15 protein-coding genes are annotated in these 22,273 nt (G+C 38.6%); 11 read left to right on the top strand and 4 right to left on the bottom strand.

Going from position 1 to position 22,273, the window contains the following annotated elements:
• The first annotated feature begins 9 nt into the window (after nucleotides 1-9).
• Entirely contained in the window at nucleotides 10-222 is a 213-nt protein-coding gene (locus BLS35_RS22130; protein WP_090785614.1) for a hypothetical protein, read from the top strand.
• A 77-nt stretch (nucleotides 223-299) separates the two neighbouring features.
• Here BLS35_RS22130 and BLS35_RS22125 read toward each other — a convergent pair whose 3' ends face one another.
• Entirely contained in the window at nucleotides 300-2,006 is a 1,707-nt protein-coding gene (locus BLS35_RS22125) for an amino acid permease (RefSeq protein WP_090785613.1), read from the bottom strand.
• Nucleotides 2,007-2,183: 177 nt separating this feature from the next.
• Nucleotides 2,184-4,490 (bottom strand): sodium-translocating pyrophosphatase, encoded by a 2,307-nt coding sequence (locus BLS35_RS22120; RefSeq protein WP_254779040.1) that lies wholly within the window; start codon nucleotides 4,488-4,490, stop codon nucleotides 2,184-2,186.
• Between the two features lie 599 nt (nucleotides 4,491-5,089).
• On the opposite strand from BLS35_RS22120, the gene BLS35_RS22115 reads away from it, so the two are divergent.
• Complete coding sequence (locus BLS35_RS22115; RefSeq protein ID WP_090785612.1) at nucleotides 5,090-6,541, top strand: APC family permease; 1,452 nt, start codon at nucleotides 5,090-5,092, stop codon at nucleotides 6,539-6,541.
• 25 nt (nucleotides 6,542-6,566) lie between these two features.
• Here BLS35_RS22115 and BLS35_RS22110 read toward each other — a convergent pair whose 3' ends face one another.
• Entirely contained in the window at nucleotides 6,567-7,478 is a 912-nt protein-coding gene (locus BLS35_RS22110; RefSeq protein ID WP_090785611.1) for an Rpn family recombination-promoting nuclease/putative transposase, read from the bottom strand.
• Between the two features lie 607 nt (nucleotides 7,479-8,085).
• Here BLS35_RS22110 and BLS35_RS22105 point away from each other — a divergent pair.
• From BLS35_RS22105 to BLS35_RS22085, 5 genes are all read left to right on the top strand, one after another.
• Nucleotides 8,086-8,640, top strand: a complete 555-nt coding sequence (locus tag BLS35_RS22105; protein ID WP_090785610.1) for a hypothetical protein — start codon at nucleotides 8,086-8,088, stop codon at nucleotides 8,638-8,640.
• 390 nt (nucleotides 8,641-9,030) lie between these two features.
• A complete protein-coding gene (locus BLS35_RS22100; protein ID WP_090785609.1) occupies nucleotides 9,031-9,717 on the top strand; it encodes a hypothetical protein in 687 nt (228 codons plus the stop codon).
• A gap of 8 nt (nucleotides 9,718-9,725) precedes the next feature.
• Complete coding sequence (locus BLS35_RS22095) at nucleotides 9,726-12,491, top strand: TonB-dependent receptor (protein ID WP_090785608.1); 2,766 nt, start codon at nucleotides 9,726-9,728, stop codon at nucleotides 12,489-12,491.
• Nucleotides 12,492-12,495: 4 nt separating this feature from the next.
• Complete coding sequence (locus tag BLS35_RS22090; RefSeq protein ID WP_165973340.1) at nucleotides 12,496-13,647, top strand: DUF4249 domain-containing protein; 1,152 nt, start codon at nucleotides 12,496-12,498, stop codon at nucleotides 13,645-13,647.
• 25 nt (nucleotides 13,648-13,672) lie between these two features.
• On the top strand, nucleotides 13,673-15,406 hold the full coding sequence (locus BLS35_RS22085) for a hypothetical protein (protein WP_090785606.1): 1,734 nt from the start codon (nucleotides 13,673-13,675) through the stop codon (nucleotides 15,404-15,406).
• A 207-nt stretch (nucleotides 15,407-15,613) separates the two neighbouring features.
• Here BLS35_RS22085 and BLS35_RS22080 read toward each other — a convergent pair whose 3' ends face one another.
• The gene (locus tag BLS35_RS22080; protein ID WP_090785605.1) at nucleotides 15,614-17,533 is read right to left on the bottom strand and encodes an ATP-dependent DNA helicase; all 1,920 of its coding nucleotides are present in this window, start codon (nucleotides 17,531-17,533) and stop codon (nucleotides 15,614-15,616) included.
• A gap of 241 nt (nucleotides 17,534-17,774) precedes the next feature.
• Between BLS35_RS22080 and BLS35_RS22075 the strand changes: the two genes are divergently transcribed.
• The 4 genes from BLS35_RS22075 to BLS35_RS22060 all read left to right on the top strand — a co-directional run bounded on the left by BLS35_RS22075 (nucleotide 17,775) and on the right by BLS35_RS22060 (nucleotide 22,264).
• Nucleotides 17,775-18,086: a hypothetical protein gene (locus BLS35_RS22075; protein WP_090785604.1), complete on the top strand. Its 312-nt coding sequence runs from the start codon at nucleotides 17,775-17,777 to the stop codon at nucleotides 18,084-18,086.
• Nucleotides 18,087-18,240: 154 nt separating this feature from the next.
• Nucleotides 18,241-19,215 carry a TlpA disulfide reductase family protein gene (locus BLS35_RS22070; RefSeq protein WP_090785603.1) on the top strand — a complete coding sequence of 325 codons (975 nt, stop codon included), beginning with the start codon at nucleotides 18,241-18,243 and terminating at the stop codon, nucleotides 19,213-19,215.
• The gene (locus tag BLS35_RS22065) at nucleotides 19,216-20,193 is read left to right on the top strand and encodes a hypothetical protein (protein WP_132226016.1); all 978 of its coding nucleotides are present in this window, start codon (nucleotides 19,216-19,218) and stop codon (nucleotides 20,191-20,193) included. It abuts the gene before it with no gap.
• Nucleotides 20,183-22,264 (top strand): carboxy terminal-processing peptidase, encoded by a 2,082-nt coding sequence (locus tag BLS35_RS22060; protein WP_090785601.1) that lies wholly within the window; start codon nucleotides 20,183-20,185, stop codon nucleotides 22,262-22,264. The genes BLS35_RS22065 and BLS35_RS22060 overlap by 11 nt, the downstream gene beginning before the upstream one ends.
• Nucleotides 22,265-22,273: the final 9 nt, after the last annotated feature.

Here is a 22,273-nt window from a genome sequence, read left to right as displayed (position 1 = left end):
TTAACAACCATGAACACGGTCATCTTTAAAACATCAGTACAAAACAGAATCGACATGATTGCTGTGAAACCAGTTTTTAATCTTTTGTTTGGTAAACATAACTGGTTGTTTTCATTTGAAGATAAGTTGCTTAAAGTAATGTCTTCTGTCCCTTGTGCGGATATGGTAAAGGCTATATTATGGGAGAATGGTGTGGTAGGAGAAGAACTGAGATTGGCCTAGGTCCCTGGCCTGTTCATTAAAAAAGCCGCCCTACATATGTGCAGGGCGGCTTTTTTATGATGTTTTTTACCAGTTGATTACTTGATTTCTTTAATCGTTACGTTACCAGCATTAGCAGCTTTAAATGCATAAAGAATGAAATGTGCAGCAGCAAAAATTAAGGAGAAATAGTATAGTCCGGTATCGACACCATCAGTAATGTGGTGGTGAATAATGGCTACAATCACTAAAAGTACAGTTAATGCAATTCCAATATAGGAAACTGTTTTGGTGCTTTTCATCAAGGTTTCTTTTTTATTGTCTGATAGTAAACTGTTTTTCATACCATAGAACAGATAAACATTTACACCAATAATCATCCAAACCAATAAACGTACCCAAGTATCTAATGGTAAAAATACCATCATACCTAGACAAACTACAACACCCAAAATTGGAATTAAAGGAACCAATGGCACTTTAAACGCTCTTGGTAGATCCGGCATTCTCTTTCTTAAAATAACTATACCAATACATACCAGGATAAAGGCCAATAAGGTGCCGATACTGGTCATCTCACCAACTACAGTAGCTGGTACAAATGCAGAAAATAAGCTCGTAAATACCATGAACAATAAATTGTTTTTTGCTGGAGTACTGAATTTAGGATGTACTTCTGAGAAAACCTTAGGCAATAAACCATCCCTACTCATCGAGAAGAATACCCTTGATTGGCCCAATAGCATCACTAGAACTACTGAAGCATAACCACCTAAAATAGCTAGAATGATTAGTTTGTTTAACCATGGGAAAGCAGGTGTCACAACTCCGGCGGCATTTTTAAGACCCATATTGTCAATAGCAACCGCAACAGGAGCAATACCATCCTGACCTTTGAAAAGATCGTAATTGGCAACACCAGTCATTACGTGTGCAAAAAGAATATACAAAATGGTGCAGATAAATAAAGATACCAGGATACCAATTGGCATGTCTCTTTTAGGATTCTTGGCTTCCTGTGCAGCAGTGGATACGGCATCAAAACCAATATAGGCAAAGAATACAATACCTGCAGCCCTGATTACGCCGCCCCATCCATGTGTAAACACACTCTCATGACCTGGTTTATCGGCAGGGATAAAATATGGCGAATAATTTTCTGTATTGATATATTTCCATCCAAGGAAGATAAAAATGAAAACGATCACCACTTTAATGGATACAATAAGACCGTTAACAAATGCAGACTCACTTGTACCTCTAATCAGAATGAAAGACATTAAAACAATGATAAATACAGCAGGTAGGTTCATCATACCATGAACAACAGTGCCGTCTAATAGGGTAACGTGTTCAAAAGGTGACATGGTGACCTGGGGTGGGAGATGAAGGTCGTAATAGCCCAAAAATTTGACCAGATACCTACTCCAGCTAATTGAAACCGTTGCAGCTCCTAAAGCGTATTCCAAAACAAGATCCCAACCGATAACCCAGGCTACAAATTCGCCCATTGTGGCATACGAATAAGTGTAGGCACTACCGGCAACAGGTATCATGGATGCAAATTCTGCATAACACAAGCCTGCAAAGCCGCAGCCTAAAGCTGCAATAACGAAAGAGATTGTGATGGCAGGACCGGCATTGTTAGCTGCCGCCGAACCAGTGATAGAGAATAGCCCAGCTCCGATGATTGCTCCAATACCTAAAGCAACCAGATTTACTGGCCCAAGTGTTCTTTTTAGTGTTCCCTCACCGCTCTCTGACGCCTCCTTGGTGAGTAAGTCGATTGACTTTCTAAAATTCATAATTTGTGGTTTAGTTTAATAAGTTAGTTTTTTTGTGCTGTTTAATTTGAAAGTATTGTTTATCTGATAGTCGTAAAAAATGCAATTATCATCGTAGTGTCAAACCTAAAGAAAATATATCTAAAAATAAAAGGGATTCTTTTTAGAAATCCCTTTTATTTTTAGACGGTATTTAAACTACAGCTTCGTTATTACGCTGTCTTTTACAACTTGAATGGTTTTGGTATTGGAAATGATTTTTGTTGGGTTTACCGCTTGAGCAATAACCTCAATCTTCTTTGTGTACGTTTTGGTTTTTGAAGTTTCTGCCGAACTGCTCACGGCAATATAAGGAGCAATCACCAGGGAAACGATCGACATCAACTTGATCAGGATATTCATTGATGGTCCTGAAGTATCTTTAAACGGATCACCAACTGTATCTCCTGTAACAGAGGCTTTATGTGGTTCTGATTTTTTATAATGCATTTCACCATTGATCTCCACACCTTTTTCAAATGATTTTTTGGCATTGTCCCATGCGCCACCAGCGTTAGATTGGAAGATGCCCATTAATACGCCTGAAACAGTAACACCTGCCAATAAGCCACCTAATATCTCGGCGGAACTTACAGAAGGGAAAACACCTTTGAAACCGAAACCAACGATAATTGGTACCAATAAGGCAATTGCACCCGGTAACATCATTTCACGAAGAGAGGCTTTGGTAGATATGGCTACGCATTTCTCATATTCAGGTTTTGCTTTATATTCCATGATTCCCGGAATTTCGCGGAACTGGCGACGAACTTCCTGTACCATATCCATTGCGGCTTTACCAACTGCTGCGATACACAGTGCAGAGAAAATAAAAGGGATCATCGCACCTACAAATAAGCCAGCCAATACTGGAGCTTTGTAAATGTCGATAGCAGAAATACCCGCTACACCCACAAAGGCCGCAAATAGGGCTAGTGAGGTTAAGGCTGCAGAAGCAATTGCAAATCCCTTTCCTGTAGCAGCAGTTGTGTTCCCAACCGCATCCAGGTTATCTGTACGTTCACGTACTTCTGGAGGTAGTTGGCTCATTTCGGCAATACCACCAGCATTGTCGGCAATTGGTCCAAAAGCATCAATCGCCAATTGCATAGCCGTAGTGGCCATCATACCCGCAGCAGCAATAGCCACACCGTATAGACCTGCAAAAGCATAGGAGAAAATGATACCACCAGCCAAAACAAGGATAGGGGCAACTGTAGATTTCATACCAACCGATAAACCACCAATGATATTGGTGGCATGGCCTGTGCCTGATTGCTGTATAATTGAGTTAACAGGTCCTTTGCCCATGGCCGTGTAGTACTCGGTAATGATGCTCATTAAAGTACCTACTACTAAACCTACTATAATGGCGCAATACACATCTAAGCTAGTGAAATCAATACCACGTAAATGTAAATGCGTAGGTAGCATAGCCATTACGATAAAGTAAGAAGCAATGGCGGTGATCACGATTGATCCCCAGTTTCCTAAGTTTAGCGCCGTCTGCACATTTGAATCTTCACCCTTAATGCGAACAAACCAGGTGCCTATAATAGAGAAGATGATACCTAAGCCGCAAATCACCATTGGTAACAATACCGGTGAAAAGCCATTTAGGTTATCTACTGCAATTCCATTTATTTTTTCGACAATAATTTCCTGACCCAATACCATAGTGGCTAAGATGGTCGCCACATACGAACCAAATAAATCGGCACCCATACCAGCTACATCACCCACGTTATCACCTACGTTATCGGCAATGGTGGCCGGATTCCGCACGTCATCCTCAGGAATACCTGCTTCAACTTTACCCACTAAATCTGCACCAACATCGGCAGCTTTGGTATAGATACCACCACCAACACGAGCAAATAAAGCGATGGATTCGGCACCCAGTGAGAAACCAGTCAATACTTCTATTGCCGTTTTCATTTCTGTGCTGTTGGCCGCAACAACATTAAATATTTGAAGAAAAACGATGAATAAACCTCCTAAACCCAGAATTGCCAATCCGGCAACACCAAGCCCCATTACGGTACCACCGGTAAAAGAAACCTTTAAAGCTTGTTTTAAACTGGTTCTTGCTGCCTGAGTGGTACGAACATTTGCTTTAGTCGCCGCTTTCATACCGATGTATCCTGCAGTTGCAGAAAATACAGCACCAATCACAAAGGCGACAGCAATGATCCAGCTTGAATGTAAGACTATACCATTTACCTCATGAATGCTGCCTGAGTAAGCCAGTAATGCAGCAGTAAACACCACAAAAATACTTAGTACCCTCCATTCAGCTTTTAAAAAAGCCATTGCTCCATCGGCTATGTAACCGGCAAGTTCTTGCATTTTTGCGTCGCCCGCATCCTGCTTATTTACCCACGCACTCTTAATTGCCATTACCAGAAGGCTAATTAAACCCAATACAGGGATCATGTAAATTAAATTGTTTTGTAAAAACTCCATACTTTAATTCTTCTCGTTTAGGTTGTTTAACTTGTTTTTTTAGTTCATTTGGTTCTCCGTTTTGTGGTTCGCGGTGGTTCTTGATATGCGTTTTTTCACAATTGGGCTTACAACAAAAATAGTTGAGTAAACGTAATTAACAAATTTTTAATCAATTGATTGCAAACCTTTTTTGAAAAAAAGGAGTTTTGTGCTTTCTGTTGCATTTAATGCTGATTTTTTATTTTGTAAAAATCGATATGAAGTAATAAGCTGGAAAGCAAATATTTTAAACTTATTCTAAAAGGTAGTTTGGAAGTTTCTTATTAGTTAACGCTACTTACCCGGCTTATTCCCGGAGATTACCCAGACATTACCCGGATATTACTCGGGTTAGGCCGAACAGTGTCCGGGTAATGTCTGGGTTGTCTCAGTTAAATAATCGCGCTATAAAAGTAAGCCGATTAAATTCTAACGGAAATTTGGGTGGTTGATATAAAACGAGAACAAAAAAAATGGTTTTACCAGATAATAATGATTTTTAAATATCTTAGCTTTAGGAAGTGATGCTGATTTAGAAGATAGTATCCTAACTAAACCAACCAGACCAAACAAAAAATATGAATAAAGAAAATCAGGATGGCTCTTTTAAACGAGAGCTGGGCCTTTTAGATGGTACAATGCTTGTTGCCGGATCGATGATCGGCTCCGGAATATTTATTGTTAGTGCCGATATTGCAAGGCAAGTGGGTTCTGCTGGATGGCTTACCTTGATTTGGGTGGTAACAGCTTTGATTACGGTTATTGCTGCTGTAAGCTATGGTGAGCTTAGTGCCATGTTTCCAAAAGCTGGTGGGCAATATGTTTACCTCAAAGAAGCCTACAATAAACTGATCGCTTTTTTATATGGTTGGAGCCTTTTTGGGGTGATACAAACGGGGACCATTGCTGCAGTAGGAGTAGCTTTCTCTAAGTTTGCCGCCTATTTGTTTGAACCTTTTAGTGAAAATAACATCCTCTGGCAAATTCAAACCGGGGTAAGTGATAAGGGCCTGCCGGAACTTTATACGATTAGTGCTGCCCAATTGGTTTCCATAGTTACCATTGTTTTTCTAACTTATGTGAACAGCCGTGGGGTTAAAGACAGCAAGATTTTGCAAACGGTTTTAACGATCGTCAAAATTTTATCTCTATTCGGACTCATCATATTTGGTTTTACTTTGGCCGCAAAAGCTGAGGTTTGGAATGCGAATTGGGCCAATGCATGGGAAACTCGCTCTTTTAGTCTGGAAACATTGACCTGGACACCGATTAGTGGTAGCTTATTGCTTTCTGGTATTGCTGCGGCAATGGTAGGTTCGATCTTCTCAAGTGATGCCTGGGCCGGAGTTACCTTTATTGCTGGCGAGATTAAAAATCCAAAACGCAATGTTGGATTAAGTTTATTTTTAGGAACACTTATCGTAAGTGTCATTTATGTTTTGGCCAATCTGATGTACGTGGCTGTATTGCCTTTGGATGTCATCACGACAGCAAAATCAGATCGGGTAGCGGTTGTGGCTGCTCAGTATATTTTTGGACAGGCAGGAACGATTATCATTGCTGTAATGATCATGATTTCTACGTTTGCCTGTAACAATGGTTTGATTATGTCAGGAGCAAGGGTTTATTATACCATGGCAAAAGATGGCCTGTTTTTTAAGAAAGCAGCAAAACTAAATGCTTTTGATGTACCGGGCTGGGCGCTATGGGTTCAAGGAGCTTGGGCCTCAGTATTGTGTCTTACCGGACGTTATGGTGCTTTGTTAGATTTTGTAGTGATTATTGTCTTGATCTTTTATATCCTAACGATTTATGGTATTTTCATTCTAAGAAGAAAGATGCCTGATGCAGAGCGTCCGTATAGAGCTTTTGGTTATCCGGTATTGCCGTTTTTATACATCGTTTTGGCTTCTGCGCTTTGTATTGCCTTGCTGATCTATAAAACGGATACTTGCGGCTGGGGTGTATTGATTATGTTGATTGGGATACCAGTTTACTATTTAACTAAGCAAAAGGACTCCGCGGAGTAGCACTAAGAGACCTTATATTTTTTCATTATAAAGCCTCGATTTGTTCAATAGTGAGCCCCGTAGTTTTAGAGATAAGGCTTAAAGGAGCGTTTTCAATTTTTAATTTGAGCGCTACTTCTTTAAGTCCTATCTCAATTCCTTTTTCAAGTCCTTTTTTAATTCCTTCATCTCTCGCATTCTCCATCACGCTAAAGTTATCGCGTGTTATTTTTAATCCTTGATTGTATTCGCACATTTCTTCTCGTGTTAAATTGCCAAGTTCTGCAAGCTCAAATACTTTTTCATATTCTGTATTGCCTACCAAAGATAGCGGTATTTCAGATAATTTTCCCAGGTTATTTAAGATGTAAAGCCACTCATCCAGTTCAGTTTCCAATTCAGCTTCCAGTTTTTTAAATTTAGGCGTCTCTATAAAAGTATATGACAACTTTGAATAAAATTCCTGATGGGTATTGTTGTCTATTAGCCTAATATCATGTAAAAAGTGATCTGGATGGCTATCATCGAAATTAAAATTCATGATCCCAATAAAGAATATTTCAGGCATCTCATAATCCCAATTGCCAGCTACACCGATGCCCTGCTCCTGAATCAGATTTGCTGTATAAAAAATACTTCGGTCCTTAAAGTTTTTAGGTTTTGCTTTTTGCATTTCTACCATGAACTTTTCACCCTTATCTCCGGTACAGTGTAAATCTAATACAGTCTTCTTATAATCCACACCGGAACCTTTAAACTCTATATTACTATACTGTATATCAATAATTACTTTTCTGCCTTTTAGCACCTGATTGATGAAACTAATGAGCAGATTCTTGTTGGGCGCTTTACCAAAAATGTGTTTAAATCCAAAGTCGCTATAAGGATCAATAAAGCGTGGAAGTTTTTTCTTGTCTAGTGGATCGGTAGATTTGCTGATGCTTGTTTCTTCACTCATTTTCCCCTGGTTATTTAGGCAAACCTCTCGAGATAATTAATGATAAACCTTACTGTACTGAAATTTGGTTGAAAGCGCAGTCTAATTACATTTGGCCAAAATGAAATACCGAAAGGCAGTAAGAAAATACGCTAGAACAAAATTAAAATGATGAGGGATTAATAACTAAATCTGGCAAATGTGGAGAGGGTTAAACTTCTTATTGCCGTCCTAATTGGGATGGAGTTATTTGACGCTGAAGATAAGCGGTTTAATGTTAAAGAATAATATTTTGTAAGCGATTATGTAATCTGTTTATTGCGATATTTTATGTTGCTTATTGTTGTTTTTTTTGTGGAATACGCTGAATTTAAGGTGAGTGTGGATTTTTACGTATGATCTGATTAGGTTTGCTGAATATACGTATGATGTTAGACCCAGCTGTCGTATTCGACATCAGGGGTATTAGATCCCACCAGAGAAAAAATCAGGTTTATCGGGTTTTTCTAATTACGTCGGCAATCCGAACGCAATTGAATTGGGCTCCCTACCGAACAGCAGTTAATTGCGGAAATCAATAAGGGAATTGAAAACAAATTGAATTTTTAACAAATTATATAAAATAGCAATGGGAGAATTTTTGCAAACTAGGCTTATTACAACTTTAAGTGTCTCTAAGGACCATCTGGATGAAATGGAGACAAAAGATAAAATTGTATGTTTAAACCGGCTTCTTAAGGTTATCGTAGCCAATCCTCAATCATTTGTACTGGAAGAAGGTGAAGACTCATATTCATGGAAGTTAAAACCAGATATTTTGGAAGGTCAATTAGTTCCTTTTCTTGAAGAATATTACAAGGATTTTTATGGAGAGGATAGTAATTGGTATGCAAGAGAGTGTAAACCTACATTAGATTTTTTAAGTGTCAGGCCTAAGGATGCTCCTGTTTTGGAATATTTAGAAAATGAAAAAAATGATATCATTTTTTTTGACAAATCAGATTATAATCTGTCAACCAAAGATCGTAGGTTAATTGTTTTAACTTCTGAACTCAGATTGAGTTTTGAAGGTAAAATCATTTATGAAAGTATATTTGGTCACGTATCCTTTTTTACGAAGTGTATTCGGAAAGTATATGCTCATAGTCCTTTAGGAGGTGCTTTGTCGATTGATATATATTAAGATCTTTTTTGTCTTAAGGAGAAACCGCAATTGAATTTGGCTCCCTTTTACTGGAATTTCGGTAAACAAAATAGAGTCTAAAAAGGCACTGATGCCCTAAATATAAAAGCTGCGTGTTGCGTCTCTTTTTTTTCGTGTAAAAATTCTGATTTGAAGGGTGCTTATCGTTATGCATAAGTAAATTGTAAATGAATTCCGCATCCCTTATTGAAATGAATATCATTGCGGAAGAACACTACCACTCAAACGTGAATATCAATTGATGTAAAGCCCAATAAGGAGCATATCAATTGGCAGGGCTTGACTTACAAAAATGATGTAAGCGAAAACTGCCTTGGAAATAAGATGTATGGCTTTACGGTTATACAAAATCAATCAGATATATATTATATGAAATATTTAATTTTTCTCCTGATGCTTTTGATTACGCAAAATTGTCTTGCTCAAACCAATGTACAAATTGAGGTGTACAACAAATACAAGGAGACGACTAATCCCTTCTTGTATAACGGTATAGCCTACCCAGCATATATACCGGGTTCTATTTTTGAAGCAAGACACGCATGTTTTAGAGATTCCATTTGTAAACCAGGAACCTTAGTATACATGGGTAGAACCTACAATGATGTAGCTCTAAAATACGATATTGTAATTGATGAAGTGGCCATTTTACACCACGTTTTGCAATCCGAAGTCGTATTGAGAAAATCTGAAGTAACAGAATTCTCCATTGGTAATACTGATTTTATCAATATCCCGAAAGGACAGAATATACCACCTGGTTATTACGAACTATATCAAAAAGGAAAAACGAGGATACTCTGCAAGCACAGAAAAACTTATATGACAGGTGTAAACTATAACCATAGGTTCTACACTATGATTAACGAGGATGATCGCAAGTTTTACATCGAAAAGAACAACCAATTCCATCTCGTTAAAAATGAAAAATCTTTATATGAAATATTCCCAGACAGGAAAAATGAATTAAAAGATTTCATACGGAGAAATGAATTGTTCATCAAAGAAACCCCGGGCTCCTCAATCCCCATTGTTGTAGAGTTTATAAACAAATAAAATTAGACATGAAGTATTTATGGACCTTGATGGTCTTTTGCTCTCCTCTCATAGGACTAGCCCAGGAAAAGTTATTGAATAAGAAAATCACATTATCTCTTGATAGCGCAAAAGTTCAACAGTTTGTTGATGCCATAGAGCATCAAACCAATTGCTTCTTTTACTTTGATGAACAAAAATTTGATGGTTTATTTATCACTATGCATGTGCAAGACCAACCGCTTGAAAAAGTTTTGCAAGACGCCTTCCAAAGTAAAGGCATCTACTATAGCATTGAAGATAACAATACCATTTATTTGACCACCAATGCCATTATTTCCTTTGTCGTAGGTGAAAAACCATCAATTACAGTCACAAAGAAATACATTAGTCCTCGTGTAAAAGCAAATGAAAAAAGTCCTCCCGATCCAACTGTCAATCCTTTAATTCGAATCAGCTACGAAGAAAATAAAATCTATGACATTGGCATTAAATCAAGCTCTTTCGGTACGGGAAATGCAACTGTGGCTGGTTATGTAAAACACAATAAAACCGGGGAAGGCATCAGCGGAGCATCTATCTCTGTTGAAGGGTTTAAAATTAGAGCCATCACAGATCAATATGGTTACTTCACGATCACCTTACCAAAAGGAAAACACACGCTTTATCTCAAGTATGTTGGGCTTACTGATACCAAACGACAATTGATGTTGTATGGCGACGGTAAGATGACCATTGTGCTGACGGACTATATTACAGCCCTAAATGTGGTAAATATAGCCAGCGAAAAAACCTCGAACATTCGCTCTACCCTTATGGGGATGCAAAAAGTAAACATCAAAACTGTAAAACAGTTACCTGCCTTATTAGGCGAACCTGATATTATTCGCGTGATATTAAACCTTCCGGGGGTTACTAGTGTAGGTGAAGGTAGTACGGGACTGAATGTTAGAGGTGGCGCTGTAGATCAAAACCTAGTCTTATATGATGGAGCAACAATTTATAATCCATCCCATTTCTTTGGCTTCTTTTCAGGATTTAATCCCGATGTGGTAAAAGATGCAGAGCTGTACAAAAGTAGTATTCCTATAAAATATGGTGGCCGCCTCTCTTCCGTATTGGAAGTAGTAACACGGGAAGGTAACCACAACAAGTTTTCAGGCTCAGGTGGTATCGGGCCTTTAAATGCACATCTTACCTTCGAAGGCCCAATCGGAAAAAAAACTACGTTCATCGCAGGTGGTCGTGCCACCTATTCCAACTGGCTCCTTGGTTTATTGGATGATGAAAAATATCGGCGAAGCAATGGTGGCTTTCAGGACTTAAATGTACGGATCAGTCATGATGCGAATGAAAAAAACAGTGTCTACCTTTCCGGTTATTTAAGTGCTGATCGTTTTAGCTTAGATGGTGATTCGCTTTATAAATATGCCAATAAAAATGTTGTTGTCAAATGGAAACACATTTTTAATAATCGTCTTTTTAGCGTAATCGCAGCTGGATACGATAGCTACAATTTCTCTATGGAAAGCGAAAATTACAATATAAAAGACTTTAAATTTAAGTTTGATGTGAGGCAATATCATGGGAAAGCTGATTTTACCTATGTGCCAAATGTAAAACATAAATTCGAGGCTGGCCTTGCTGCAATCTCCTATAAATTACGACCAGGCGATTATTTTGCCATTGGGAAAGGACAAGCCATTACCAACACTGTAGAGCCTGAGGCGGGATTAGATGCCGCTGTCTATTTAAGTGACACTTATACTATCACACCCGATTTATCCTTGAATGTCGGTGTACGTTTCAATCTATTCAATTATAATGGGCCGCAAACTATTTACGAATACATTCCCGGCGCGCCCAGAAGTACACTCAGTATCACCGATACCATTCAGAAAACAGGAAATATCAAGTCCTATATGGGGCTAGAACCACGAGTATCTTTACGGTACTCTTTATCGTCAGACGCGAGTATCAAATTGGCTTACAATAGAACAAGGCAAAATATTCATATGCTAAGTAACACCACAGCTATCAGTCCAATGGACACCTGGAAGCTCAGTGACAATTACATACGACCACAAATTGGTGATCAATTTGCCCTTGGATATTACAGAAATTTCAGAGATAATAGTATTGAAACATCCATTGAGGCCTACTATAAGCGCATTCAACACGCGATCACTTATAAGAATGGAGCGGAGTTGTTATTAAATTCACACATCGAAACAGATATCGCTAATGCTTCGGGTAAAGCATATGGTATTGAATTTTTAATCAAAAAAACTACCGGAAAATTAACGGGTTGGGTGAGCTACACTTTTTCGAGAACATTCTTAAAAATGGATGATCCATTGGTTCCATCACCCGTTAATAATGGGAATTTTCTTCCTGCGGATTACGACAAGCCACACGTTGTAAACTTTATTAGCAATTATAAATTATCACATCGATTTAGTGTCTCGTTGACAACGAATTATAGTACAGGTAGGCCGATTACTTACCCGATAGCTAAGTATTATTATGCAGACGCTTATCGAATGTTATACACAGACAGAAACACCTATCGCATACCCGATTATTTTAGAACAGATTTTAGTATGAATATTGAAGGTAACCACAAAGTGAAAAAATTATACCACAGCAGTTTTACAGTCGGCATATATAATTTAACAGGGCGAAGAAACCCCTATTCAGTCTATTTTGTATCTGAGAACGGAAAAACAAATGGATACAAATTCTCCATTTTTGGGGCTGCCATTCCTTTTGCCACCTATAACTTTAAATTCTAAATCCATGCAAAAGAATCTATACTATATTATATCAGCAGTACTTTGTAGCTTATTTTTCTGCCAGTGTAAAGATAAATTCACACCTAAAATAGAAAGTGGCAACGTAAATTACTTGGTGGTCGACGGCACTATTGTACCGGGTTTGGGTAATACAACACATATTACGCTTTCGCGCACGCTCCCTCTTGATACAGATGAAAAACTCATCGTGGAAACTGGCGCATTAGTGAGTGTGGAAGTAGAAAATGGGACAAGCTTTGCTTTTGTAGAAGATAAACCCGGTAATTATTATGGAAAAGATATTGTGGTGCCAGCAGGTGGCAATTGCAGGTTAAAAATCAGTACAAAAAATCAATCGCAATATGCTTCTGCATTTGTCCCGGTGAAAATTTCTCCTGCAATTGACCGTATTGATTACTACATTAAAAATAAAGACGCACAGATATACGTAAATACACATGATGCAACCAATAATACAAGGTATTACCGTTGGCTGTATGATGGTACTTATGAATACCATTCCCAATTCTTGGCATTGGTGAAATTTGATCCCGCCACTTCAACCTTAGTTCCTACTGATTTCCCCTTCCAGGATAAAATGTGGCGTTGTTGGCAAAAAGACATAAATACAAGCATCTTAATTGCCAGTACAGAACAGCTTGCAGTTGACGAAGTGTTTCAGGCACCTTTAAAAATAATTCGTGACAAAAGTGTTGAGTTTTCCGTTGGTTATAGTGTGTATTTAAAACAATATGCCTTAACTAAAGAAGCTTATTATTATTACTTCAATTTGAGAAAAGTTACAGAACAGCTAGGTGGGATTTTTAGTCCTTTACCCACTGAAGTAAAGGGTAATATTTTTTGCATCAACAATCCTAAGGAGCCTGTAATTGGCTTTATTTCTGCATCAACAGAAAGTATAAAAAGGCAGTTCATACCTAGGCCTATGGATTGGAGATATATAAATACCTGTGGTTTCCCAGACCCAGAATATGATCGCTCAAAAATAGGACTTGCATGGATATTTTCAGGAGGAGGGTATATTGTTTACGAGGATAATGACCCTAAAAAAGGGTCAGGGTATATAAGTAGCAGTTGCGTCGAATGTACCAAGCTTGGCGGTACAAATGAAAAACCAATCTTTTGGCCACTTTAATTAAGATATTTAAATAGCTATACCCATGAAAAAGGAACTGCTTGCAGCTTGGATGTTTATGCTGATCGTTGGTAATACTTACGCTCAAGAACAACCGAGTAATACTCAACAATCACCAGGCGATCATGCTAAATATTATTACCTGCCGCAATTATCAATTCAAACCGACCGCGTGGTTTACCTCGCTGGAGAAACGATCTGGCTACAGCTACTTCCAACTATGGCGGTGACCACTGAATCCCAAGATCTAAGTAAATTAATATATGTTGAAATTTTGGACGCTCAAAACAAACCTGTCTTTCAAGAAAAGATAGGCATGAAAAACGGATCAGCAACTGGTTATCTAAAGTTACCCACAGAACTATCCACTGGCAATTACACCATATGCGCCTACACAAATTGGATGAAAAACTTTGGAGAAGACTGCTTTTTTAAAAAGCAAATTGTACTGATCAACTCTTTTCAACCCCTCCCCCTTATTTCGGAGGCCCCTTCCCCGATCAGCACAATTGCTATTGTTCAAGCTCAAACATATACTGCGGGACTATCGGTTAAAACAGCCAAAACCGTTTTTCATAAACGGGAAAAAGTCACCCTAAACTTGAAATCGAACGATAGCATATCCAATAATTTAATGGTAACGGTAATAAAAACTGATAAACTTTCCGAATGGGCTGCAAATACAATGCTTACACCAGATCTTCAAAAAAACATGTCCAAGGGAAAGCTAATGGACACAAATCCTGCAGCATACCTATTTCCACCGGAAATTAACGGACAGCTCATTAAGGGGAAAGTATTGAGCAAAGCTGGAGACCCGCTTCCTAACATCCCCGTATTGGTTACCATCCCTGGCAAAAATGTTCGACTTTATGCCATTGAAAGTGATCAGGATGGGAACTTGGATTTAGAAATCCCAGTGTTAAATGGTAACATGGACTTAATCGTTCAACCCTTACCTAAAGATAGTACCGCAAGAATAGTAATCCATAGCCCATACCATGAGCATAAAGTTGCAGATAGCGTAATGCCCAATGAGGTACGTCTTAACCCTGATTTAATCGCAGACATCAGGGAACGTCATAAAGCCTTGCAGGTACAGTTAGCCTACCATAACGACAGCTTAAGTACCATCTTAAATGCCCCACCTCTTGATAGTACCCAATTTTTCGGAAAGCCTGATGAAAAGTTTAATCTAGACGATTACAACCGGTTTACGACTATTGAAGAAGTATTTAGGGAATATGTGGGTACGATTATGGTTCAAAAACACAAGGATGGACTTCATCTTCATGTGTTGGATAAAGGTTTAGTCACCCCACGTTTTTCTGATTACGATCCTTTTATAATGCTCGATGGGGTGCCAATTTTCAACTTCAACAAATTCTTCAAATTCGATCCATTTAAGCTTAAAAAAGGTGCGGTAATAGCGCATACTTACTTTTATAACAACCTTCAAGTTGATGGAATTTTAAGTTTACAAACTTACAATGGCGACCTGGATGGATTTCCACTTGAACCTTATGTATCAGTGCATTCTTTTAATGGAATACAGCTTCCACGTACGCCTTTTTCTCCGCAACAAGCCATTAACAAAAGATTGCCAGATCAAAGGAGTTTAATTTATTATGCGCCTAACGTTTTACCTGGTACGCTGGATTTTTATACCAGCGACGTAACGGGCAATTACAGAATATCTGTTCAAAACTTGAATAAAGAAAATCCAATGAACACAACTTTGGAGATCAAAGTCGAATAGATTGTCAACATAAGGGGCAGGCTTTGTAATCCTTCGGGAACGGTCTTACCCTGGAAGGAGTCTGAAAGGAGTTCGAAAGGAGTTTGAAAGGACTCTGATAGGACCCTCGCTCCTTTCAAACTCCTTTTATATTCCTTTGGAACTCCCTGTTGCGTAAGACCTTTCCCGAGGGAATCCCAGTGGTAATAAAGGGTTATAGGGGCATATTTAAAATAATTGCAAGTTAACAGTCGATTGCTGCGAAGCTGAGGAAGAAGAACCCGGTTTTGTATTGGCTTTTACTTTGTGTTTATTGATCCAGGTTGTATAATCCTCGGTTTTAATAGGTTCCTTTAATAGGTTCGAAGCATATTGCATTAGCACAATTCTGCCTTCTATCACCTGTCTGTACTTTTGCATCAGGTGCTGTAGCTGCTGTTGAATCTTGTTTTTGGGTTTAATCCTGATATTTTTATTGAGCTGATTGATGAGCTGCAAGTTTAGCTCTTTAATGAAGTAAGCCAACGCAGATTCAATTCGGGCTTGAAGTGCTTCCTGATCCTTAAATCCGCTTTGTTTATGTAGTTGTTTTACCTGATTTTGGAAACGGTCTGATAGTGCCAATAGATCATTCACTGATTTGTTAAGCTGAACAAGTAAAGATTTAAATTCTGGCAGAATTGATTTGACTACTTCAGGGTTGGATGCCATGGTCTCCAATCCGGTATAAATGCGGCTAAAAGAAAAATGATCCAGGACCAATTGCAGAATAAAACTCTCCTGAGCAGTGATTAAGATATCATCCAGTTCAGCTTCCTTTGCAGGGTTCATATAATTGATCACTTCTGTATTTGATCTTAAGCTTTCTGTGCTGATTTTTGATTTTAAAATCAAGCCGTTTAGTGTCCTTACACGACTTAATGCGACATAGACCTGACCAGCAACAAAGGATTTCCCAGCATCAATAATTGCACTATCAAAAGTGAGACCCTGGCTTTTATGAATGGTTACGGCCCAGGCCAGTTTAATAGGGTATTGAGAAAATTCACCTACCTGTTGCTGAACAATGGCTTCTTCCGTATCTGTTTTGTATTCGAAAGATTGCCATGAGGTTTTTTCTAATAAAAAGTCTGGTTCATTTGGGAAGGAAATATAGATTTCACCTTCGTTCAGCGATTTTACCTTTCCAATCTTTCCATTATAGAATTTACGGTTCTCGCCAGTATCGTTTTTGATGAACATGATCTGGGCGCCTTCCTTCAATTTCAAGCTTTGTTCCGCTTGTAAACCAAGATCTCTAAACTCTCCACTTACTTCACCTTCAAAGGTGTATTCTGTGCCCGTAAGCTCCTCTAGTTTCTCTTTATTGATGGCATTGGCTTCGGCATTGTGAGAAGTAATGATAATAGGGCTTACCTCATCGGCAGTATTGGGGCTAGGATTGTATCTTTTGTTTAATAGTTCTAGTCCGCTTTCGTTAATCTGATTGTTTCTGATGTCATTTAAGATATTGATAAATTCAGGCTCAGTTTGTCGAAATACCGTGCTGAGCTCTATTTGTAAAACGGGGTTTCTGCGGATCACCAGTGCATCAAAAAAATACGGAGAAGGGTAGGCTCTGCTTAAAAATGTCCAATCTTCCCTTTTGGTAACTGGTGGCAGTTGGTATAAATCGCCGATAAGGAGTAACTGTACGCCGCCAAAGGGGGCATTGTTTTTTCTAACAGTACGCAATATCGCATCAATTACGTCTAACAAATCGCAACGCACCATAGATACCTCATCGATAATCAGGAGTTCGAGTTCATTAAAAAGACTTGTTTTTTCTCTGCTGTAGCTCAAATCAGAAACCATCGATTGAATAGAGAGTATGCCTGATTGAAGGTTTTCAAGACTAATGTCTCCCGGGAAAAAGGAACCTGGAGGCAATTGAAAAAAGGAATTGATGGTGGTGCCTTTTGCGTTCATTGCTGCGACCCCGGTTGGAGCGATAACGGCCATCTTTTTCGAAGAAGTTTCTTTGATCCGTTTTAGCAGGGTGGTTTTTCCTGTCCCCGCCTTTCCGGTAAGAAAAATACTCTGGTTGCTGTAGTCGATAAAAGATAAAACCTTGTCGAAAATTGAATTAGAAGAACCGCCATTACTCATTCAGCAAATTTAATTGATTTTTTTTGCTGTTGCACTTATTGTTGATAATGTGTGGAGGTTGATGTAGCTTGATTTGGTTTGTGTTGTTTGTTAGGTGGTTACGATAAATAGTCAATTAATGTAATGGCAAGTAAGTTAACAGGGAGTGCATTAACAACAGTATTCAGATCATAAATGTTAATAAATTCGGGAATAATAGTTAGCTTTGCTAAAAATAGTAGTATTACTGAGATTTTAGCCGATGACTGTAACTGTACTTGCGATTATAGAACCAGATGTTAAGCCAGCACCACCGCTGGCAAAAGTGATGAACGAAAGACTTGTACGCTTTGCTAAGGAGCTGCAAGAAATACACCTTAAGGGACTGGAAACAGTTGAACCTTTATTTGATGATATTGTAATTTATATCGGATATAATAGTAAATACAGCGTACGCTGGAAGATTGTAAACGATGTACCGGGTAGTGTAGAAGCCGAAGTAGCCGATCAATGTGCAAAACTGGGCTATATTAAATGGAAAACAGTCGCCTTTGGGGTGATTGACAAATCCTAAAGTATTGATAAGAAATAATTAAGTATTATAAAAGACCTTTAAAAGGGTGAATAGATTTTTTTTAAAATCTGTTCACCCTTTTTTCGTTTCTGTTCGCCTTATAAAATATTATACCGCCATCAGGCGAATTTTATCAGCTAAACCAACCAGACGAATGAATTTAAGACCCTTTTACTTAATGCTATTTTTGGCGCCTTTTTTTAATGTAGCCTATGCCGGTTTTGTCATCAAGGGAGAAATTACCGGTGCAAAATATGGGAAAGCCTGGATCACTAGATCTGAAGATAATAAGGTGATTGCAGGCCCGGTAGAAATTGAAAATGGTCGTTTCACTATTAAAGGGGAAATGGAATATGCCACATCATGTTATTTAAACATCAACCGCTCTGGGGTAATGGTATTGTTGGAGAACACCAATATGACCTTTGAAGGGGATGTAAATCATTTAACCGTCGATCTGTTAAAAGGGAGCCCCCTTAATGACCTGTATATTAAATGGAGGCTCCTGAAGCCAACGGACCTTGCAAATTTTATTAAGGAGCAAAATGATAATGAGCTTTCGGGGTACCTGGTAAATCTCTATGCCAATTTTCCCTATAGGAGAGTGGTAGAACATTATGCATTGTTAGGTAACCGTGCCAAAGAAATGCATTATGGGAGATTGCTCAAGAAAAAAATAGACATGATGGCAAAAACACAACCCGGACGAAAGGTTCCGGTATTCGAAGTGCTAAATGTAAACGGTAGTAAGTCTGATTTGAGCGAGTATGCAGGTAAAACAATAGTAATCGATTTCTGGGCTTCCTGGTGCGCGCCATGCCGGAGAGAAATTCCACATATAAGGGAACTGTACAATAAATTTAAAGATAAGAATGTTGTTTTTCTTGCTGTTTCCATGGATAGTGAGGATGAAAAATGGAAAAAAGCATTGGAACAGGAAAAAATGGAATGGCCTCAGGTAAGAGACGAAAAAGGCTTTGATAAGGATGGTTTGAGAAGTGTTTTTGGATTTGATAGCATCCCGTTTTTGGTAGTTGTAAATGGCGAAGGAAAGGTTGCGGCTTCAATAGACTTTGAATTGAAGAATACACTTGAAGTAGAAATAGAAAAAACACTTAAAGACAAATAGATGAAATATATAGTAATAATTGTTTTGATGATTTTCTTAAAGGTTGGGCATGTTTTTGGCCAGAAATTACTTCAGCCATCTATAGACAAGATTTCCAATGCCAGGATGGGAAAGCTATATGCAGATTATCTTGCAGCAGATGTATGGGTGAAGACCGGGAATACGGATCCTTCTTCAAAAAAAATGATGGAAGCTGCATTCGAGAAGTTAGACATTGACCATGCCTTGTTAAGTAAGACCATCAAAAATCCTGTTAAATATTTTGATACCTATTTTAACTTACGCAAACTGGTTAAAGGAGAGGAAATCTGTACCAGCTCAGCTATAAACAAGGCAAGCTATCTGCTTTATAATGTGAAAAATACGGCGCTAAAAAAGACTTATTTTAATAAGGTTTTGAAGGCAGGCCTTGGAAAAGAAGGTTTATCTGATGAGCTAAAATCATTATTTGAAGATGCGGAACTGACAATTAAAGATGAGGCGTTCATCGCGGATACGAGGATTTTGCTCGAGAGGTATAAACTCATTGAACGAGGAGCTATTAGTCCTCAGTTTAGTTTAACAACTAGCAAAGGAGAAATTTTAACACCCGCTTCATTTAAGGGAAAAGTTTTGGTAATGCAGGTACTATTTAGTAATAAGTCGGCTGATAGTATACTGGCGCAAAAAAAAGCATTTGAAAAGGTCGCTGATTCTTTCGCGGATAAGGATTCAATTCTTTTTGTTCGTATAGATATGGGGAAAAATATTAAGCTGGGTAACACGGCCGTCGAGGCCTTTACAAGCCCTCATGTACTGCAGCTCTCGCCCTTAAATAAGAATGAATTTACTAATCAGTTTATGCTAATGAACCTGACAAGGCATATGATTATAAGTGATCAAAAAATTATGTATTCACATTTACCGGATATTGCATCTATCGGTGTATTTGTGAATGTTGCGAAAATGACAACTGAAATTAACAAGAATGATGAATAATAACAGCCATTTAAATGTGTTTAAATCAGCCTTTTGTGCTGCAGTATTTTTTTTAGGATCGCTGCAGGGCACAATGGGGCAGTCAGAAGTTCCCGACATTGCGGCCATTCAAAAAAATACAATACTAAGGGTGATCCAGAATCTGGAAACAAAGCATGTAAGGCCTAAATCTATTGATGATAATTTCTCTAAAATTATATGGACGAAATTTCTGAATGGCCTGGATCCGAATAAGGATGTGTTTTTGAAAAGTGATCTCGAATACCTAAAGAAGTATGAGTTGGCTATCGATAATGAATTGCATGATGGGTCTTCTGACTTTTTTACCGCGGCATACCAGATCTTTCATAAAAGACTAAATGAGGCTGCCGGGGGCTACAAAAGAATCCTGGAAAAGCCTTTTGACTTCAGTAAAAATGAAAGCATTCAACTTAATGGAGATTTACGCGACTTTGCCAGTAACCAAGCGGTATTGACGCAGTTGTGGCAGAAAAAAGCCAAATACCTGGTATTGAAAAAAATGTCAGATCTGAACAATGGTAAAGGGCAGAATGCTGCTTTAGAAAAGGAAGCCAGAGTAAAAGTTGGCAAATGGGTTTCCAATACATTTAAAAACCTAACGGGGCCTTCGGCCTTAAATGAAAGATTTAGTCAATACATCAATACCATTACGCTTGAAGTTGATCCTCATACTTCCTATTTTCCTCCGGTGAAGGCAAGGAGTGTTAATGACCAGATGGCAAAACGATTCTATGGCCTGGGATTAGAGCTTCAGGATAAGGAAGGTGATGTGTTCATCAAAGCCTTAAGGCCAGGAGGAGTGGCCATAAAAAGTGGATTAGTGGATGTCAATGATAGGATTTTGAGCATTAGTGATGCAAAAGGGGCTATGCTTGATGTTACGGGAATTCCAATCACTGATATTGCAGATATGATCAGAGGCGAAAAGGATACTGAAGTGTCTTTGGGGCTGTTGAAAAGTAGCGGACAGGAGAAAACCGTTGCGCTGAAGCGAAGCGAAATAAAGGATGAAGAGGGAAGGGCCAGGAGCGCCATTATTGAAAAGAACGGTTATAAAATTGGCTACATTTATTTGCAGGAGTTTTACGTCGACATGGTAAACCCTGCCGGAATCCGTTCTGCTGATGATGTGCAAAGAGAGCTGATTAAATTAAAAGCCGAAAATGTGAACGGAATCATCTTTGATCTGCGCGGTAATGGTGGCGGATCATTGGATGAAGTGGTTAAAATGAGTGGTTACTTTTTAGGAGCGGGACCTAAAGTTCAAATTAAGGATCCAAATGAACTAAAAATACATACTACAAACGGAGCTCCTCTGTACGCGGGTCCTCTTGTTGTTTTGGTGAACGAACAAAGTGCCTCGGCTTCGGAAATATTTGCCGCAGTAATTCAGGATTATAATCGTGGAATTATCATTGGTAGCCCATCGACTTATGGAAAAGGAACGGCCCAAGCAACGCTCCCAATGGGAAAAATGGGAGATAAGACCAAGGGAACTCCAAATATAAGTTACGGATCTTTAAGACTTACCCAGCACCAGTTTTACAGGGTTAATGGAGCCTCAACACAGTTGAGAGGAGTAAGAGCAGATGTAGTTTTACCAGGGAAGCTTGCTTATTTGAAGATCAGAGAAAAAGACAATTCAACAGCCTTGGCCTGGGATAGTATTCAGCCGGCGGTTTATACAGAATTCAATAAAGCATCAGTTTGGAAAAATATCTTGCATTTAGCAAAAGAATCAGTTGGGCAGGATGAAAAGTTTAGGATTGTGGATGAAAACAGTAAATTGCTAGCGCAAAACCAACTTAATCCAGTAAGCCTGAACTTAGATAAATTTAGTAAAGAACAAGCCAAATTATCGGCATTTTCCCGGAATATTGACCAGGCAATACTGCTGTCTGAATTTAAAAAGAATAAAGTGAAGGGAATGCTGGATCAAAGTGCTGATCCAGGTAATGAATGGTATACGAAGTGGATAGATGGGCTCTCAGCAGACTTATACATCGATAAAAGTCTGGATATTGTGACTAAAATTATTGAAGTTAAATAACCCAATACT

The sequence above is a fragment of the Pedobacter sp. ok626 genome (genome assembly GCF_900100435.1).
Taxonomy (GTDB): Bacteria; Bacteroidota; Bacteroidia; order Sphingobacteriales; family Sphingobacteriaceae; genus Pedobacter.
This window is presented reverse-complemented; position numbering and strand designations above follow the sequence as displayed.

Coding starts and splice junctions, on each gene's coding strand:
- BLS35_RS22110 (WP_090785611.1), bottom strand. CDS start 7,478: ATGAGTGAAGAAACAAGCATCAGCAAATCTACCGATCCACTAGACAAG.
- BLS35_RS22105 (WP_090785610.1), top strand. CDS start 8,086: ATGGGAGAATTTTTGCAAACTAGGCTTATTACAACTTTAAGTGTCTCT.
- BLS35_RS22125 (WP_090785613.1), bottom strand. CDS start 2,006: ATGAATTTTAGAAAGTCAATCGACTTACTCACCAAGGAGGCGTCAGAG.
- BLS35_RS22085 (WP_090785606.1), top strand. CDS start 13,673: ATGAAAAAGGAACTGCTTGCAGCTTGGATGTTTATGCTGATCGTTGGT.
- BLS35_RS22095 (WP_090785608.1), top strand. CDS start 9,726: ATGAAGTATTTATGGACCTTGATGGTCTTTTGCTCTCCTCTCATAGGA.
- BLS35_RS22090 (WP_165973340.1), top strand. CDS start 12,496: ATGCAAAAGAATCTATACTATATTATATCAGCAGTACTTTGTAGCTTA.
- BLS35_RS22070 (WP_090785603.1), top strand. CDS start 18,241: ATGAATTTAAGACCCTTTTACTTAATGCTATTTTTGGCGCCTTTTTTT.
- BLS35_RS22130 (WP_090785614.1), top strand. CDS start 10: ATGAACACGGTCATCTTTAAAACATCAGTACAAAACAGAATCGACATG.
- BLS35_RS22080 (WP_090785605.1), bottom strand. CDS start 17,533: ATGAGTAATGGCGGTTCTTCTAATTCAATTTTCGACAAGGTTTTATCT.
- BLS35_RS22100 (WP_090785609.1), top strand. CDS start 9,031: ATGAAATATTTAATTTTTCTCCTGATGCTTTTGATTACGCAAAATTGT.
- BLS35_RS22065 (WP_132226016.1), top strand. CDS start 19,216: ATGAAATATATAGTAATAATTGTTTTGATGATTTTCTTAAAGGTTGGG.
- BLS35_RS22115 (WP_090785612.1), top strand. CDS start 5,090: ATGAATAAAGAAAATCAGGATGGCTCTTTTAAACGAGAGCTGGGCCTT.
- BLS35_RS22075 (WP_090785604.1), top strand. CDS start 17,775: ATGACTGTAACTGTACTTGCGATTATAGAACCAGATGTTAAGCCAGCA.
- BLS35_RS22060 (WP_090785601.1), top strand. CDS start 20,183: ATGATGAATAATAACAGCCATTTAAATGTGTTTAAATCAGCCTTTTGT.
- BLS35_RS22120 (WP_254779040.1), bottom strand. CDS start 4,490: ATGGAGTTTTTACAAAACAATTTAATTTACATGATCCCTGTATTGGGT.